The organism is Comamonas sp. 7D-2 (genome assembly GCF_022749555.1).
GTDB classification, from domain to species: Bacteria; Pseudomonadota; Gammaproteobacteria; order Burkholderiales; family Burkholderiaceae_C; genus Comamonas; species Comamonas thiooxydans.
In genome coordinates, this window is sequence record NZ_CP094238.1 from 1,146,832 (window position 1) to 1,162,178 (window position 15,347).

Below are 15,347 nucleotides of genomic sequence, written 5' to 3' on the forward strand. Positions count from 1 at the left end.
TAGAAGACATGAGACGCTACGCACGCATCATTGGCACCGGCAGTTACCTGCCGCCCCGCCGCCTGACCAATAACGACCTCGCAGCCGAGTTGGCTCAGCGCGGCCTGGAAACCTCGGACGAGTGGATCGTCGAACGCACGGGCATTCGTGCCCGCCACTTCGCCGAGCCCGATGTGACCAGCAGCGACCTGGCTCTTGAGGCCAGTCGCAAGGCCATCGAGGCCGCAGGCATCGAGGCTTCGGATATCGATCTGATCATTGTCGCCACGTCCACTCCGGACATGGTGTTTCCCTCGACGGCCGCCATCCTGCAGCACAAGCTGGGCATCAGCAATGGCTGCCCGGCCTTCGATGTGCAGGCCGTGTGCAGCGGTTTCGTCTATGCCCTGACGGTGGCCGATTCCATGATCCAGACCGGCGCTGCCAAGCGCGTGCTGGTGGTGGGCTCCGAAGTCTTCAGCCGTATCCTGGATTTCAACGACCGCACGACCTGCGTGCTGTTCGGTGATGGCGCAGGCGCCGTGGTGCTGGAGGCTTCCGACGAGCCTGGCATTCTGGCTACCGAGCTGCATGCCGATGGCAGCCATGTGGGCATTCTCTGCGTGCCGGGCAATGTCTCCGGCGGCAATGTGCTGGGCGACCCCTTGCTCAAGATGGACGGTCAGGCTGTCTTCAAGCTGGCAGTGAGCGTGCTGGACAAGGCGGCTCGCTCCGCGCTGGAAAAGGCAGGTCTGACGGATGCCGACATCGATTGGCTGATCCCGCACCAGGCCAATATCCGCATCATGCAAAGCACGGCGCGCAAGCTCAAGCTGTCCATGGACAAGGTGGTGGTGACCGTCGATCAGCATGGCAACACCTCGGCGGCTTCGATTCCTCTGGCACTCGATCACGGCGTGCGCAGCGGACAGGTCAAAAAAGGCCAGACCGTGCTGCTCGAAGGGGTAGGCGGTGGCTTCACCTGGGGTGCGGTGCTCCTTAAGATGTAGCTGTAGACGCAATATAAATAAGCGTTTCAGGCAATTTTTATACTAAGAAATATGAAGAAATTCGCATTTGTATTTCCTGGCCAGGGTTCGCAGTCCGTGGGCATGCTGGATGGCTGGGGGGATCATCCCGTCGTGGCTCAGACCGTGGCCGAAGCCTCCGAGGCTCTGGGCGAGGATGTGGGTCTGCTGATCAAGCAAGGCCCCAAGGAAGCTCTGGCGCTGACCACCAATACCCAGCCCGTGATGCTGGTTGCCGGTGTTGCGGCCTGGCGTGTCTGGCAGGCAGAAGGCGGTGCACTGCCAGATGCCGTGGCCGGTCACTCCCTGGGTGAATACTCAGCGCTGGTCGCTTCCGGCGTGCTGACGCTGGCTCAGGCAGCTCCGCTGGTGCGTCTGCGTGCCGCAGCCATGCAGGATGCCGTGCCCGTTGGCACGGGTGGCATGGCGGCCGTGCTAGCCCTGGATGCCGAAAAGGTCAAGGCGGTCTGCGCCGAAGTGACGGCCCAGCTGGGCGGTGCCGAAGTGGTGGAAGCCGTGAACTTCAACGATCCCGGTCAGACCGTGATCGCCGGCAGCAAGTTGGCCGTGGAGAAGGCCTGTGAAGCGGTCAAGGCGGCCGGTGCCAAGCGCGCCCTGCCTCTGCCGGTCTCCGCACCTTTCCACTCCAGCCTGATGAAGCCTGCTGCAGAAAAGCTCAAGGCCGCGCTGGCCGAGCTGACGCTGGCTACTCCTCTGATTCCTGTCATCAACAATATCGACGTCACCGTCCAGACGGACGCTGATGCGATTCGCGATGCCCTGTATCGTCAGGCCTTTGGTCCGGTGCGTTGGGTGGAGTGCGTGCAGGCCATCAAGGCTCGCGGCGTGACCCATATCGTGGAATGTGGACCCGGCAAGGTGCTGGCCGGCATGGTCAAGCGTATTGACGCCGACCTGACGGGTGTTCCCCTGTTTGATACAGCCACCCTGGCTGACGTGAAAGAATTGCTCGCATGACTGATAACCAGACCAAGCCCCAGGTTGCCCTGGTCACCGGTGCCACCCGTGGCATTGGTGCCGCCATCGCGCAGGAGCTGGCCTCCAAGGGCTATCAAGTGATTGGCACGGCCACATCGGATGCTGGTGCTGAAAAGATCAGCCAGGCTCTGTTCGCCTTCGGTGGCCGTGGTGTCACGCTGAACGTGACCGACGGCGCTGCCGTGGATGCCCTGATCGACTCCATCGTCAAGAATGACGGCGGCCTCCATGTGCTGGTCAACAACGCAGGTATTACCCGCGATACCCTGGCGATGCGCATGAAGGATGACGATTGGGATGCCGTCACCGACACCAATCTGAAGGCTGTTTTCCGAGTCAGCCGTGCGGCTATTCGTCCCATGATGAAGCAGCGTTTCGGCCGCATCATCAGCATCACCAGCGTGGTCGGTGCCTCGGGCAATGCCGGTCAGGCTAACTACGCTGCAGCCAAGGCTGGCGTGGCTGGCATGACCCGTGCTCTGGCCAAGGAGTTGGGCAGCCGCGGCATCACCGTGAACTGTGTGGCCCCAGGCTTCATCGCCACGGACATGACGGCAGATCTGCCAGAGGCGCAAAAGGCTGCGCTCAAGGCGCAGATCGCCATGGGTGATCTGGGTCAGCCCAGCGACATCGCGCATGCCGTGGCCTATCTGGCTTCTGCCGGTGCTGGCTATGTGACGGGACAAGAATTGCACGTCAACGGTGGCATGTACATGTAAGAAATTTCGGCAGTTTGCGCGGTGTTTGCCGCACTTGCTGCCAGAAGCTGAACACTTTTGCAAGTTCAGTGGCCGTTTCCTCGCGACGGCCAGCCGCCAAGGGGCTTCTCCCGAAACGGCTAGAATCGCGGGTTCATTCACAACCCCCTGAGGGAAACCATGAGCGATATCGAAGCACGTGTCAAAAAAATCATTGCCGAACAACTCGGCGTTGAAGAGTCCCAAGTGACCAACGAAAAGGCCTTCGTGGCTGACCTGGGCGCTGACTCCCTGGACACAGTGGAACTGGTGATGGCCCTGGAAGATGAATTCGGCATCGAGATCCCTGACGAAGACGCAGAGAAGATCACGACGGTGCAAAACGCCATCGACTACGCCAATACCCACCAAAAGGCCTAAGGTCTTTTTTCAGCGATCAGTTAAAGGTTTGAACGCATGAGCCGTCGTCGCGTTGTCGTGACCGGTCTGGGCTGTATCTCCCCCGTGGGTAACACGGTGGGCGAAGCCTGGGCCAATCTTTTGGCCGGCCAGTCCGGTATTGACCTCATCACCAAGTTCGATGCGTCGAACTTCTCCTGCAAGATTGCAGGTGAGGTCAAGGGATTTGAGGTGGAGAAGTACATGAGCGCCAAGGATGCGCGCTCCATGGATAGCTTCATTCATTACGGCATTGCGGCTGCGGAGCAAGCCATTCGAGACGCAGGCCTGCCCACAGGCGAAGCCCTGTCCGAAGACCTGGCCACGCGCATTGCCTGCGTGATCGGCTCGGGCATCGGCGGCCTGCCGCTGATCGAGAACACCCACGCAGAACTGGCTGCCCGCGGTCCGCGCCGCATCACGCCGTTCTTCGTGCCTGCTTCCATCATCAATATGGTGGCGGGGCATGTGTCCATGCGCTTCGGCTTCAAGGGGCCGAATCTGTCGATAGTGACAGCCTGCACCACAGGCCTGCACTGCATCGGCGAAGCAGGACGCATGATCGAATACGGCGATGCAGACATCGTCGTGGCCGGTGGCACGGAAGCCACTGTTTCGCCTCTGGGTGTCGGCGGCTTTGCCGCCATGCGTGCGCTGTCCACGCGCAACGACGACCCCAAGGCTGCCTCGCGCCCCTGGGACAAGGACCGTGACGGCTTTGTCCTCGGCGAAGGTGCCGGTGTGCTGGTGCTCGAAGAGTACGAACACGCCAAGGCCCGTGGCGCCAAGATTTACGCGGAGCTGGCAGGCTTTGGCATGAGTGCCGATGCCGGTCACATGACGGCTCCCAACATGGACGGCCCGCGCCGCGCCATGCTCAATGCTCTGCGCAACGCCGGTGTGAACCAGGATCAGGTCAACTACCTGAATGCGCACGGCACCTCGACCCCGCTGGGCGATATCAATGAGTCCAACGCCATCAAGGCGGCCATGGGCGAGCATGCCAGCAAGCTGGTGGTCAGCTCGACCAAGTCCATGACCGGCCACCTGCTGGGCGGCGCTGGCGGCATCGAGAGCGTGTTCACCGTACTGGCACTGCACGACCAGAAGATTCCTCCGACCATCAATCTGGTGAATCAGGATCCCGAGTGCGATCTGGACTATTGCGCCAACACGGCGCGTGACGCCAAGCTGGAAGTTGCAGTGAAGAACAACTTCGGTTTCGGTGGCACCAACGGTACCCTGGTCTTCAAGCGCGTCTAAGTCGCTTCGAGCAGCTTCTGCACAAGCCCGCACTGGCCCAGGCCTTGCGGGCTTTGTTCTATGTGCGGCTTGATCGTGCTTTCCCTAGCTTTGCGGCAGCCGGTTTTTCGCACATGGTCGGCCCATGAGTGCCCGCTACCATGCTCCAGCCGTTGCCTATATCTTCGTCCGGCCTGGCTGGGCCGGAGGACTGCTGCTGCTGACCGGGATGGTCTTGCTGATGGCTCTGCTGGTATGGTGCCTGCAAGTCCAGTCGGGCTGGTTGCAGGTGCTGTTGGCTTTACCGGCCTCGATCCTGGCAGCCGTGCTGCTTTGCGAACAGTGGCGCAACTGGCCGCAAGGACATCTGCTCTGGAATGGAGAGTATTGGTTGCTGGAGGCCGAAAACCTGTCAACCGCTCGGTCACTTCCTGTGCGGCTGGCGGTGGGACTTGATGGTGGCAGCTGGCTTTGGATCAGTGTTTCGGATGTTTTGGTGTTCAGGGCCAAGGGCGGCAGGCGCAAGCTGCTATGGATTTTCCTGTCTCAACGACACAGCCCCGAGCAGTGGGGAGACTTGCGGCGTGCGGTATATTCCTCCATCGTGCCGCTGGCAGAGCAGGGCTAGGCCCTCGCCGGTTATGGCAGCACGCCGCTTGGCCTTTCATGACACCTCCCGATTTTCCCACTCCCTCTGCCGACAGCGATCTGGCTCTGGTCGAACGAGCCAATGCTGGCGACACACGGGCTTTTGAGTTGCTGGTCATCAAATACCAGCGTCGCATCGAACGTCTGGTGGGTCGCATGGTGCGCGATGTCGATCTGGTGCCTGACATCACGCAGGAAACCTTCATTCGCGCCTATAAGGCCTTGCACCAGTTCCGAGGCGAGGCACAGTTCTACACCTGGCTGTACCGCATTGCCGTCAATACGGCCAAGAAGGCCTTGATGGAAATGCATCGCTCGCCGGTGATGACGGAGAGCGCGTTACACACTGGGGACGATGAGGATGAAACTTCTGTTCACAGACAGGAACTAACGACTCAGGAAACCCCGGAAACAGTGTTGGCGGCGCGTGAAATTGCCGAAGCCGTCAATGCCGCCATGGAGGCTTTGCCCGAGGATTTGCGCCAGGCGGTCACGCTGCGTGAAATCGAGGGGCTCAGCTATGAGGAAATCGCGCAGGCGATGGACTGTCCCATAGGCACGGTGCGCTCGCGCATCTTTCGGGCACGCGAGGCGATTTCGGCCAGGGTCAAGCCCTTGCTGGAGCGCCAGGGTGGAAAGCGTTGGTAGTACAGGCAAGACGAGCAGGTGAACTTCATGAATGACGATCTGATCAAGCAGGAACAGTTGTCGGCACTGGTGGATGGCGAGGCTTCCTCGGTCCAGATGCAGGCTGTGCTCTCCTATGCGGAAAGCGACGAAGGCCAGCAGTCCTGGGCCATGTACCACCTGATTGGCGATGTGCTGCGTTCTCCCGAGTTGGCACATCACAGTCAGCACGATATTTTGAGCGGCGTGCGCGCCCATATGGAGCGCGAGCCGATCCGCGGCATTCATCTGCCCGGTGTGACCGCAGATGCGGCCAGCTCATTGAGCTTGGGCGGTCTGGAGCAGATCACAGCTGCCGAGGAGCGAGGCCAGGCGCTGGGCAACGGCGCAACCGTGGTCAGCCTGCCTGCACGTCAGGCGGCCAATGCATCGGTCTTTCGCTGGAAAATGGCTGCCGGCTTTGCCTCGGTTGCTGCCGTGGCCGCCGTTGGCTGGGGGGTCATGATCGCGGGCTCGGGGGGGCTGTACGGTCGCCAGGGTGGGGCGCAGCTCGCTGCTCTCAGCCCGAATGTCGTAGTGGCCGCTGCGCCTGCCGCATCATTGGGCTTGAGCCAGCCCGTTTCGGGTGGTGAAGAGACTGCCATGCCTCTGGGTTCGGAAGCCCAGTCCTCCACCGTGGTGGCAGTTGCTGGTCCCAACGGCCAGACCGTGATGCTGCGTGATCCGCGTCTGGACGAGTTGCTGGCTTCTCACCCCCAGCAAAGCAGCGTGCCCAATCTGCAGATGCCTGCCAGCTTTTTGCGCAATGCAAGCTTTGCCACGGCTACCCGTCATTGATGCTTCTCCGCACAGCAGTCTTAGGCCTGAAATGCAGGGTTTTCAGGCCTAAGCTTTTATGCAGCTTGCGTACGCAGCTATTGATTTAGGATCAGTTGGGTGCAGATACTGTTTGATCTGCGCCCGATTTCAGGGACCGGAGCGCTTTCAGTTGATGGCGGCTTTTGCCAGAATGCGCTTCAATGCTCTCACCTGTTTTCTCTCATGGGTCTGATTTGGCGGCCCGTTCTGTCCGACGACTCGAACAAGGAATAAAAACGATGCGCACACCATCCTGGATGACGCTCAAATCCCGTGTTTCGGCTACAGCCATTGCCAGTTCGATGGCGATCGCGGCCCTGGCCGCAGGAGGCATGCTGCCGGTTACTGCTGCTCATGCCCAAAGTGCTGCAACGGCGCGCGGGCTGCCGGACTTCACGGATCTTGTCGATCAGGTCGGCCCTTCGGTGGTCAACATCCGTACGCTGGAGAAGGTCTCCAACAACAGCGCCGAAGCTCTGGGCATGGATGAAGACATGCTGGAGTTCTTCCGCCGCTTCGGCCTTCCCGTGCCCAATGTGCCGCGTCAGCGCTCGCCCAAGGGCGGTCAGTCCGAGGAAGAGCAGCCACGTGGCGTGGGATCGGGCTTCATCCTCACGGCTGACGGCTATGTGATGACCAATGCCCATGTGGTCGATGGTGCCGATGAAGTCATTGTCACGCTGACGGACAAGCGCGAGTTCAAGGCAAAAATAGTCGGCGCGGACAAGCGCACCGATGTGGCTGTCGTCAAGATTGATGCCAAAGGGCTCCCCGCAGTCAAGATCGGCGATGTGAGCAAGCTGCGCGTGGGCGAGTGGGTCATGGCGATTGGCTCGCCCTTCGGACTCGAAAATTCGGTCACAGCCGGCATTGTCTCGGCCAAGCAGCGCGATACCGGCGACTATCTGCCCTTCATCCAGACCGATGTGGCCATCAATCCTGGCAACTCGGGCGGTCCGCTGATCAATATGCGCGGCGAGGTGGTGGGGATCAACAGCCAGATCTACTCGCGCTCGGGCGGCTTCATGGGCATCAGCTTTGCAATTCCCGTGGATGAAGCGATCCGTGTCAGCGATCAGCTGCGTGCCACCGGCAAGGTCACGCGCGGCCGTATCGGTGTGCAGATCGGCCCCGTGACCAAGGATGTGGCCGAGTCCATCGGCCTTGGCAAGCCCGAGGGCGCTCTGGTGTCGGCCGTCGAGCCGGACTCGCCTGCCGCAAAGGCCGGCGTGGAGGCGGGCGACGTGATCACCAAGTTCGATGGCAAGGCCATCGAGAAGGTCTCCGATCTGCCGCGTCTCGTGGGCAATACCAAGCCCGGCACCAAGAGCACCATTACCGTGCTGCGCCGCGGCAAGCTCAAGGAACTGAGCATGGTGATTGCCGAAGTACCTTCCGACGAATCTGCCAAGACCAAGGCAGGCAACAGTGGTGCAGGCAAGACTCCATCCGGTACGCTGGAGAACAAGGCTCTAGGCCTGACGCTGAGCGAGCTGACGTCTGCACAGAAGAAGGAGCTGGCCATCAAGGGCGGCGTGCGCGTGTCGGCTGCGGTGGATGCCGCAGCCCGTGCCGGCCTGCGTGAAGGCGATGTGATTCTGCAATTGGCGAATGTGGAAGTCTCCGATCTCAAGAGCTTCGAGGCTGCCTGGGCCAAGGCCGACAAGTCCAAACCCGTCAATGTGCTGGTGCGTCGTGGTGACTGGGCGCAGTATGTGCTGATTCGCCCTGCCAAATAAATGTGGCGAAAAGCCTGCATGGGCTTGTTGCCATTTCGTGATCTGAAATGACAACAAGCCCTCAGCCTGTCAGTGCCCCTATGCCATTGGGTAGAATCCCACGCAAATGCATGGTGGTTGGACGCAAAAAATCACGCTGACAGGCGGTTTTCAAGCGGTGCAAAAGCCTTTGCAATCTCCGGCTGCTGATGGCTAAACGGTGTTTTCTGGTTTGTGGATAATTTGTTGATAAATGAATTTGAAAATCACAAACCGAAACTTGTCAAGCCTTGCTGGGTCTTGGCTTGCGGCCAGTTTTGCCTACAATAAAGTCCCAACTATCGCAGTTGCCAGAGATTGTTGGTTAAGGGCGCGCCGCTTGAGGGACGCGCCCTTTTTTCTTGCTGCTGCAGGCCACTTTTTTCAATTCCAAAGCTGTCTTTCTCGTTGATGAATCACATCCGTAATTTCTCCATCATTGCGCACATTGACCATGGCAAGTCCACTCTGGCGGACCGCCTGATCCAGCGCTGCGGAGGCCTTGCCGACCGCGATATGGAAGCCCAGGTGCTGGACTCGATGGACATCGAGAAAGAGCGCGGCATCACCATCAAGGCCCAGACCGCCGCCCTGCAGTACAAGGCCAAGGATGGCAAGGTCTACAACCTGAACCTGATCGACACCCCCGGCCACGTGGACTTCTCCTACGAAGTCTCGCGCTCGCTGTCGGCCTGCGAAGGCGGTCTGCTGGTGGTCGATGCCTCCCAGGGCGTGGAAGCCCAGACCGTGGCCAACTGCTACACCGCGCTGGACCTGGGCGTGGAGGTATTCGCCGTCCTCAACAAGATGGACCTGCCTCAGGCCGACCCCGACAATGCCAAGGCCGAGATCGAGGACGTGATCGGTATCGATGCCAGCGATGCCATTCCCTGCTCGGCCAAGACCGGCATGGGCATAGACGAGATCCTGGAAGCTATCGTGGCCAAGGTGCCAGCTCCCAAGGGCAATCCCGATGGCCCGCTGCGTGCCATGATCGTGGACAGCTGGTTCGACCCCTATGTGGGCGTCGTGATGCTGGTGCGCGTGGTCGATGGTGAGCTCAAGAAGAATGAGCGCTTCAAGATGATGGCCAGCGGCGCTGCCTATGAAGCCAACAACATCGGCGTGTTCACCCCGGCCAACCAGCCACGCGACATGCTCAGGGCCGGCGAGGTGGGTTACATCATTGCCGGCATCAAGGAGTTGAAGGCCGCCAAGGTGGGCGACACCATCACGCTGGAAAAAAAGCTGCCCAACAACCTGGGTCCTGCCGAGAAGCCTCTGCCGGGCTTCAAGGAAGTCAAGCCCCAGGTTTTCGCAGGTCTGTACCCCACCGAAGCCTCTGAATACGACCAGTTGCGTGATGCGCTGGAAAAGCTGCAGCTCAACGATGCGGCGCTGCAGTTCGAGCCCGAAGTCTCGCAGGCTTTGGGCTTTGGCTTCCGCTGCGGCTTCCTGGGTCTGCTGCACATGGAAATCGTGCAGGAGCGCCTGGAGCGTGAGTTCGACCAGGACCTGATCACCACGGCACCCAGCGTGGTCTACCAGGTGATCAAGGGCGATGGCGAGCTGATCGACGTGGAAAATCCGTCCAAGATGCCCGACATCGGCCGCATCCAGGAGATCCGCGAGCCCATCGTGACCGTGCACCTCTACATGCCGCAAGACTATGTGGGTCCGGTGATGACTCTGGCCAACCAGAAGCGTGGCGTGCAGATGAATATGCAATACCACGGCCGTCAGGTCATGCTGACCTACGAGATGCCTCTGGGCGAAATCGTGCTGGACTTCTTCGACAAGCTCAAGAGCGTCTCGCGCGGCTACGCCTCCATGGACTATGAGTTCAAGGAATATCGCGCATCCGACGTGGTGAAGGTCGACATTCTGCTCAACGGCGAGAAGGTCGACGCCCTGTCCATCATCGTCCACCGCTCGCAGTCTGTTTACCGCGGCCGTGCCGTGGTGGCGAAGATGCGCGAGATCATCAGCCGCCAGATGTTCGACGTGGCCATTCAGGCCGCCATCGGCGCCAACATCATTGCGCGTGAGACCGTCAAGGCCATGCGCAAGAACGTGCTGGCCAAGTGCTACGGCGGCGACATCACGCGTAAGCGCAAGCTGCTCGAAAAGCAGAAGGCCGGCAAGAAGCGTATGAAGCAGATCGGTTCGGTGGAAGTGCCGCAGGAAGCCTTCCTGGCCATTCTGCAAGTGGAGGATTGATGCAAGTCATGCAGTGGATCACGGCCGCCATCCTGGCGGCCTTTGTAGGCTATATCGCGGCCTGGTACACCGGCTCCATCGATGGCAACTTCGCATTGCTGCTGTTTCTGGCAACCGTGGTGACCGGTGTGTACTGGCTGGCCGAACGCTTTTACTTCTGGCCACGGCGCCGGGCGGCTGCGACCGCGCTGGAGCAGGCTGCCGTCGAGCGCCGCGCCGAGCTGGACCGCATGGGCATTGCCAAGACTGACATCGAAGTCTCCGAAGACGCCAAAGGTCGCATTCTCATGCAACCCTGGTGGCTGGACTGGACTGCCGGTCTGTTCCCGGTGATCGCCATCGTCTTCGTACTGCGTTCCTTCCTGTTCGAGCCGTTCAAGATTCCCTCGGGCTCCATGATTCCGACGCTGATGGTGGGCGACCTGATCCTGGTCAACAAGTTCACCTACGGCATCCGTCTGCCCGTGATCAACAAGAAGATCACCGAAGGCAACAAGCCCCAGCGTGGCGATGTGATGGTGTTCCGCTACCCCCCCCAGCCCACGCTGGACTACATCAAGCGTGTGGTGGGCGTGCCCGGCGATGAGGTGGCCTATATCAACAAGCGCCTGAGCATCAATGGTAAGGAGCTGCCCACCCGCGAGCTGCCGGACTTTCTGGACCGCGACGTGATGCGTTACTTCAAGCAGTTCGAGGAAACCCTGGGCGAGCAGCCGCACCGCTCCATCGTCAACAACGATGTGCCGGCCTTCATCCAGGGGGCGAGCAACTTCGAGTACAAGGAAAACTGCCGCTACAGCGTGGAAGGCGTGACCTGCAAGGTGCCCGAAGGCTATTACTTCATGATGGGCGACAACCGCGACAACTCGCTGGATTCGCGCTACTGGGGCTTTGTGCCGGACCAGAACATCGTGGGCAAGGCCTTTTTTGTCTGGATGAACTTCGGTGATCTGAGCCGTATCGGCCGTTTCCACTGAGCGTCGGCAATCGTTTCGTCATTTTTCTGGGATACACGGGCAGGAACATGCCCGGCTTGAGAGGGGAAAAGCATGAAAAATCTGGCATCGCGCTCCAGGCAGCGTGGTCTGTCCTTCATCGGTCTGGTGTTTCTCGTGGCCATCATCGTGGCGGTTGCCGCAATTGGCGCACAATCGGTGCCCGTCTTCCTGGAGTACCAGGCCATCACCAAGGCGGCCAACAAGGCCGCCGCTGAAGGCAGTACCGTTGCCGAAGTCAAGGCCAGCTTCGATCGTTCGGCCTCCATTGACGACTTCAAGTCCATCTCCGGCAGCGATCTGAACGTGACCAAGGTCAACGACAAGATCGTCGTGGGCTTCGAGTATTCCCGTGAGATTCATCTGGCAGGCCCTGCCTACCTTGTTTACCGTTTCAAGAAATAGACCTTTCAGGTGGAACCTGCTCTAGTCGCTCTGCAGCAAAGGCTGCAACATCAATTTGCCAACCCGGCGCTGCTGCAGCGTGCCATCACGCACCGCAGCTTTTCGGCCGACAACAACGAGCGACTGGAGTTTCTGGGCGACTCGGTGCTGAGTCTGGCCATCTCCAGCTTGCTCTATGCCAAGCTGGCCTCCATGCCCGAAGGCGATCTCTCGCGCGTTCGCGCCAATCTCGTCAAGGAAGGCACGCTGCACAAGATTGCGCTGAAGTTGCAGCTGCCCGATCTGCTGCGTCTGGGCGAAGGTGAGGCCAAGTCCGGTGGCAAGCAGCGTCCCTCCATCCTGGCCGATGCCGTGGAGGCGCTGATCGGTGCCGTCTACCTCGATGCCGGCTTTGCCGCAGGCGAGAAAGTCGTTCATCACCTCTTCGAGGGAGTGGACATCAACCCCCATATGCGTGCGGCCGACAAAGACCCCAAGACCGCACTGCAGGAATTGCTACAGGGCAAGCGCATGAAGCTGCCGCAATACCATGTGGTGGAAATCAGTGGCGCGGCGCACAAGCAGACCTTCAAGGTCGAGTGCACGATTGCCGAATGGAATATCAGCGCCCAGGGCTCGGGAGCATCCCGTCGCATGGGCGAGCAGGCAGCCGCCGCTGCCTTGCTGGAAAAAGTGAAAGCCAAAAATCCATGACCGATGCTGCTAAGAAAAAGATAGCGGGCACCGCAGGTGCAGAAAAAGCCAAGGGCCCAAAAGGTCCAAAGTCTGTGACTACCGATATCAGCGACCCGAGCCTGGACTACATCAGCGCCATGCTGGCCGCTGCCAAGCCCGGCAGCACGCCGACTGCCATCCGCGACCAGGAAGAGGAGGCTCCGGCCCGCGTCTACGCGCCCGAAGAGCAGCGCTGCGGCCTGATCGCCATCGTCGGCAAGCCCAATGTGGGCAAGTCCACGCTGATGAACGCGCTGGTAGGCCAGAAGATCTCCATCACGTCGCGCAAGGCCCAGACCACGCGCCACCGCATCACCGGCATCCGCACCAAGGACGAGACCCAGTTCGTCTTTGTAGATACCCCCGGTTTCCAGACCAAGCATTCCACCGCCCTGAACAAGTCGCTCAACAAGACCGTGATGGGCGCGATCGGCGATGTGGACCTGATCCTGTTCGTGGTGGAGGCAGGCAGCTTCACGCTGGCCGATGCCAAGGTGCTGAGCCTGTTCAAGCCCGGCATTCCCACGCTCCTGATCGCCAACAAGCTCGACACCGTGGGTCGCCGTGCCGAGATAGCGCCCTGGCTGCGCGACATGCAGGAGCGCCATCCTTTTGCCGAGTTCGTACCCATGTCGGCCAAGAACAAAAAGGATATCGAGCGCATGTATGGCATTTGCGCCAAATACCTGCCGCAGCAGCCCTGGTTCTACGGCGAGGACGAACTGACCGACCGTAGCGAGAAATTCCTGGCTTCCGAGACTCTGCGCGAGAAGCTGTTCCGTTTCACGGGCGACGAGCTGCCCTATACCTCGACAGTTGTCATCGACAAGTTCGAGGAAGAGCCCAGCCCCAAGTTCGGTCGCTTCATGCGCATTGCAGCCACCATCGTGGTCGAGCGCGACGGTCACAAGGCCATGGTGATCGGTCAGGGCGGCGAGCGCCTCAAGCGCATCTCCACCGAAACCCGTCAGGAGCTCGAAAAGCTGCTCAATGCCAAGGTGTTCCTCGAAGTCTGGGTCAAGGTCAAGTCCGGCTGGGCCGACGATGAGGCCCGGGTCAAATCCTTCGGCTACGAGTGATGGCCTTGCGGCGCCGTGAATGCTGCGCCTCAAGCTATCATTTCCGGACCAAGGCCTCTGCTGAGGCCTTTTCTTTTATCTGACTCCTTCCGTGGCAGCCAAACGCGTCGGCGACGAACCCGCATACATCCTGCACCAGTACGACTGGAGCGAATCCAGCCTGATTCTGGAGGTGTTCACACGTCATCGCGGGCGCGTGGCGCTTGCGGCCAAGGGCGTCAAGCGCCATACCTCCAACTTTCGCCCCGTGCTGCTGCCGCTGCAGCCGCTCAAGCTCAGCTACACGCTGGGAGCAGAGGGCAATGCCGAGATTCATAGCCTGAAGGGGGCGGAATGGGTGGGCGGCCATGTCATGCCCCAGGGCGATGCGCTGTGGTCGGGCATGTATCTGAACGAGCTGCTGCTGCGCCTGCTGGCGCGCGACGACCCTTATACGGCGCTGTTCGATATCTATGCCGGTGTGGTGCGTGTGCTGGCTGGCCAGCATGGCGGTACGACCGAGGCCATCGAACCCGTGCTGCGCGCCTTCGAGCTGGTGCTGCTGCGCGAACTCGGCCATCTGCCCGATCTGAGGCAGGAAAGCGCAACGCTCAGCCAGCTCAACAGTGTTTTGCGTTACACCCTGGTGGCCGACGGCGGCCTGCGCCAGGCCGCCGGCTACGAGCGCGCGGCGCTGAGCGGCCAGCAGTGGCAGGCCATAGAGCTGGCGCTGCAGGCCGAGCAGCCATTTCCGAGAACCCTGAACGCGCTGGCCGAGCCGGAGGTGGCCCAGGCCCTGAAGCCGCAATTGCGCCATCTTCTGCAATACCATTGCGGCTCAACCATGCTGCGCACCCGCCAGCTGATGATGGATCTGCAATCGCTATGAATACCTCTGCCTCCCCTCGCACCGCGCTTTCGGTCAATGTCAACAAGGTGGCGCTGCTGCGCAATACCCGCCATCTGGGCATTCCCTCGGTGACGCGTGCGGCGCAGATCTGCCTGGAGGCCGGAGCGCAGGGCATCACCATCCACCCGCGTCCCGACGAGCGTCATATCCGCGCGCAGGATGTCTTCGAGCTGCACGAGCTGCTCAAGAGCTGGCCTGGCGCCGAGTTCAATATCGAGGGCAATCCCACGCAGAACCTGATGGACTTCATCCGCCAGACGCGCCCGCATCAGGCCACGTTCGTACCCGACAGCGAAGACCAGTTCACCAGTGACCATGGCTGGAGCTTTCCCCAGGATGCCGAACGCCTTCAGCCGTTGATTGCCGAGTGCAAGGCCCTGGGCGTGCGCGTGAGCCTGTTCATGGACCCCATCCCCGAGCAGATGGCGGCGGCCAAGGCCGTCGGTGCCGACCGCGTGGAGCTCTACACCGAGCCTTTTGCTGCCAACTGGGGCCAGGCCGAGCAGGAGCAACAACTGCAAACTTATGCCAGAGCCGCGCAGGCCGCGCTGGATGCGGGCCTGGGCATCAATGCCGGCCATGACCTCAATCGCGACAATCTGGCCGCCTTTGTGGCCCGGGTGCCGGGTCTGGCCGAAGTCTCCATCGGCCACGCCCTGATTGCCGATGCACTGGAGCTGGGCTATGCCGAGACCGTCAAGGCCTATCAGGCCTGCATCGACGCCGGCATGGCAGGTAAAAATTCCTGAAAAGATAGCTGCCAGCGCTTTG

The 15,347-nt window shown here is 60.7% G+C and carries 16 protein-coding genes; all 16 read left to right on the forward strand.

Annotated features, from left to right (window positions below; genetic code table 11):
• The first annotated feature begins 8 nt into the window (after nucleotides 1-8).
• The 16 genes from MPZ60_RS05165 (at nucleotide 9) to MPZ60_RS05240 (ending at nucleotide 15,325) form a co-directional block, all read left to right on the forward strand.
• The gene (locus MPZ60_RS05165) at nucleotides 9-989 is read left to right on the forward strand and encodes a beta-ketoacyl-ACP synthase III (RefSeq protein WP_003064176.1); all 981 of its coding nucleotides are present in this window, start codon (nucleotides 9-11) and stop codon (nucleotides 987-989) included.
• A 51-nt stretch (nucleotides 990-1,040) separates the two neighbouring features.
• Nucleotides 1,041-1,985: an ACP S-malonyltransferase gene (fabD, locus tag MPZ60_RS05170; protein WP_034353350.1), complete on the forward strand. Its 945-nt coding sequence runs from the start codon at nucleotides 1,041-1,043 to the stop codon at nucleotides 1,983-1,985.
• A complete protein-coding gene (fabG, locus tag MPZ60_RS05175; protein WP_034353354.1) occupies nucleotides 1,982-2,725 on the forward strand; it encodes a 3-oxoacyl-ACP reductase FabG in 744 nt (247 codons plus the stop codon). The genes fabD and fabG overlap by 4 nt, the downstream gene beginning before the upstream one ends.
• 159 nt (nucleotides 2,726-2,884) lie before the next feature.
• Nucleotides 2,885-3,124, forward strand: coding sequence for an acyl carrier protein (gene acpP / locus MPZ60_RS05180; RefSeq protein WP_003058049.1), 240 nt, complete (start codon nucleotides 2,885-2,887; stop codon nucleotides 3,122-3,124).
• Nucleotides 3,125-3,160: 36 nt separating this feature from the next.
• The gene (fabF, locus tag MPZ60_RS05185) at nucleotides 3,161-4,405 is read left to right on the forward strand and encodes a beta-ketoacyl-ACP synthase II (protein WP_034353357.1); all 1,245 of its coding nucleotides are present in this window, start codon (nucleotides 3,161-3,163) and stop codon (nucleotides 4,403-4,405) included.
• Nucleotides 4,406-4,529: 124 nt separating this feature from the next.
• Nucleotides 4,530-5,012, forward strand: coding sequence for a hypothetical protein (locus MPZ60_RS05190; protein ID WP_034353360.1), 483 nt, complete (start codon nucleotides 4,530-4,532; stop codon nucleotides 5,010-5,012).
• 38 nt (nucleotides 5,013-5,050) lie between these two features.
• Nucleotides 5,051-5,680, forward strand: a complete 630-nt coding sequence (gene rpoE / locus MPZ60_RS05195; protein ID WP_003064186.1) for an RNA polymerase sigma factor RpoE — start codon at nucleotides 5,051-5,053, stop codon at nucleotides 5,678-5,680.
• A gap of 27 nt (nucleotides 5,681-5,707) precedes the next feature.
• Nucleotides 5,708-6,496: a sigma-E factor negative regulatory protein gene (locus MPZ60_RS05200; RefSeq protein WP_034353462.1), complete on the forward strand. Its 789-nt coding sequence runs from the start codon at nucleotides 5,708-5,710 to the stop codon at nucleotides 6,494-6,496.
• 260 nt (nucleotides 6,497-6,756) lie between these two features.
• The gene (locus MPZ60_RS05205; protein ID WP_034353363.1) at nucleotides 6,757-8,256 is read left to right on the forward strand and encodes a DegQ family serine endoprotease; all 1,500 of its coding nucleotides are present in this window, start codon (nucleotides 6,757-6,759) and stop codon (nucleotides 8,254-8,256) included.
• 429 nt (nucleotides 8,257-8,685) lie between these two features.
• Entirely contained in the window at nucleotides 8,686-10,494 is a 1,809-nt protein-coding gene (gene lepA, locus MPZ60_RS05210; protein ID WP_034353366.1) for a translation elongation factor 4, read from the forward strand.
• Nucleotides 10,494-11,471 carry a signal peptidase I gene (gene lepB, locus MPZ60_RS05215; RefSeq protein WP_034353368.1) on the forward strand — a complete coding sequence of 326 codons (978 nt, stop codon included), beginning with the start codon at nucleotides 10,494-10,496 and terminating at the stop codon, nucleotides 11,469-11,471. The genes lepA and lepB overlap by 1 nt, the downstream gene beginning before the upstream one ends.
• A 72-nt stretch (nucleotides 11,472-11,543) precedes the next feature.
• Nucleotides 11,544-11,894: a DUF4845 domain-containing protein gene (locus MPZ60_RS05220; protein WP_034353371.1), complete on the forward strand. Its 351-nt coding sequence runs from the start codon at nucleotides 11,544-11,546 to the stop codon at nucleotides 11,892-11,894.
• A gap of 9 nt (nucleotides 11,895-11,903) precedes the next feature.
• Complete coding sequence (gene rnc, locus MPZ60_RS05225) at nucleotides 11,904-12,587, forward strand: ribonuclease III (RefSeq protein ID WP_003057967.1); 684 nt, start codon at nucleotides 11,904-11,906, stop codon at nucleotides 12,585-12,587.
• Nucleotides 12,584-13,687 carry a GTPase Era gene (gene era / locus MPZ60_RS05230; protein WP_122974417.1) on the forward strand — a complete coding sequence of 368 codons (1,104 nt, stop codon included), beginning with the start codon at nucleotides 12,584-12,586 and terminating at the stop codon, nucleotides 13,685-13,687. Before rnc ends, era begins: the two co-directional genes overlap by 4 nt.
• 91 nt (nucleotides 13,688-13,778) lie before the next feature.
• Entirely contained in the window at nucleotides 13,779-14,555 is a 777-nt protein-coding gene (gene recO / locus MPZ60_RS05235; protein WP_034353373.1) for a DNA repair protein RecO, read from the forward strand.
• Nucleotides 14,552-15,325: a pyridoxine 5'-phosphate synthase gene (locus MPZ60_RS05240; protein ID WP_034353375.1), complete on the forward strand. Its 774-nt coding sequence runs from the start codon at nucleotides 14,552-14,554 to the stop codon at nucleotides 15,323-15,325. Before recO ends, MPZ60_RS05240 begins: the two co-directional genes overlap by 4 nt.
• Nucleotides 15,326-15,347 lie beyond the last annotated feature (22 nt).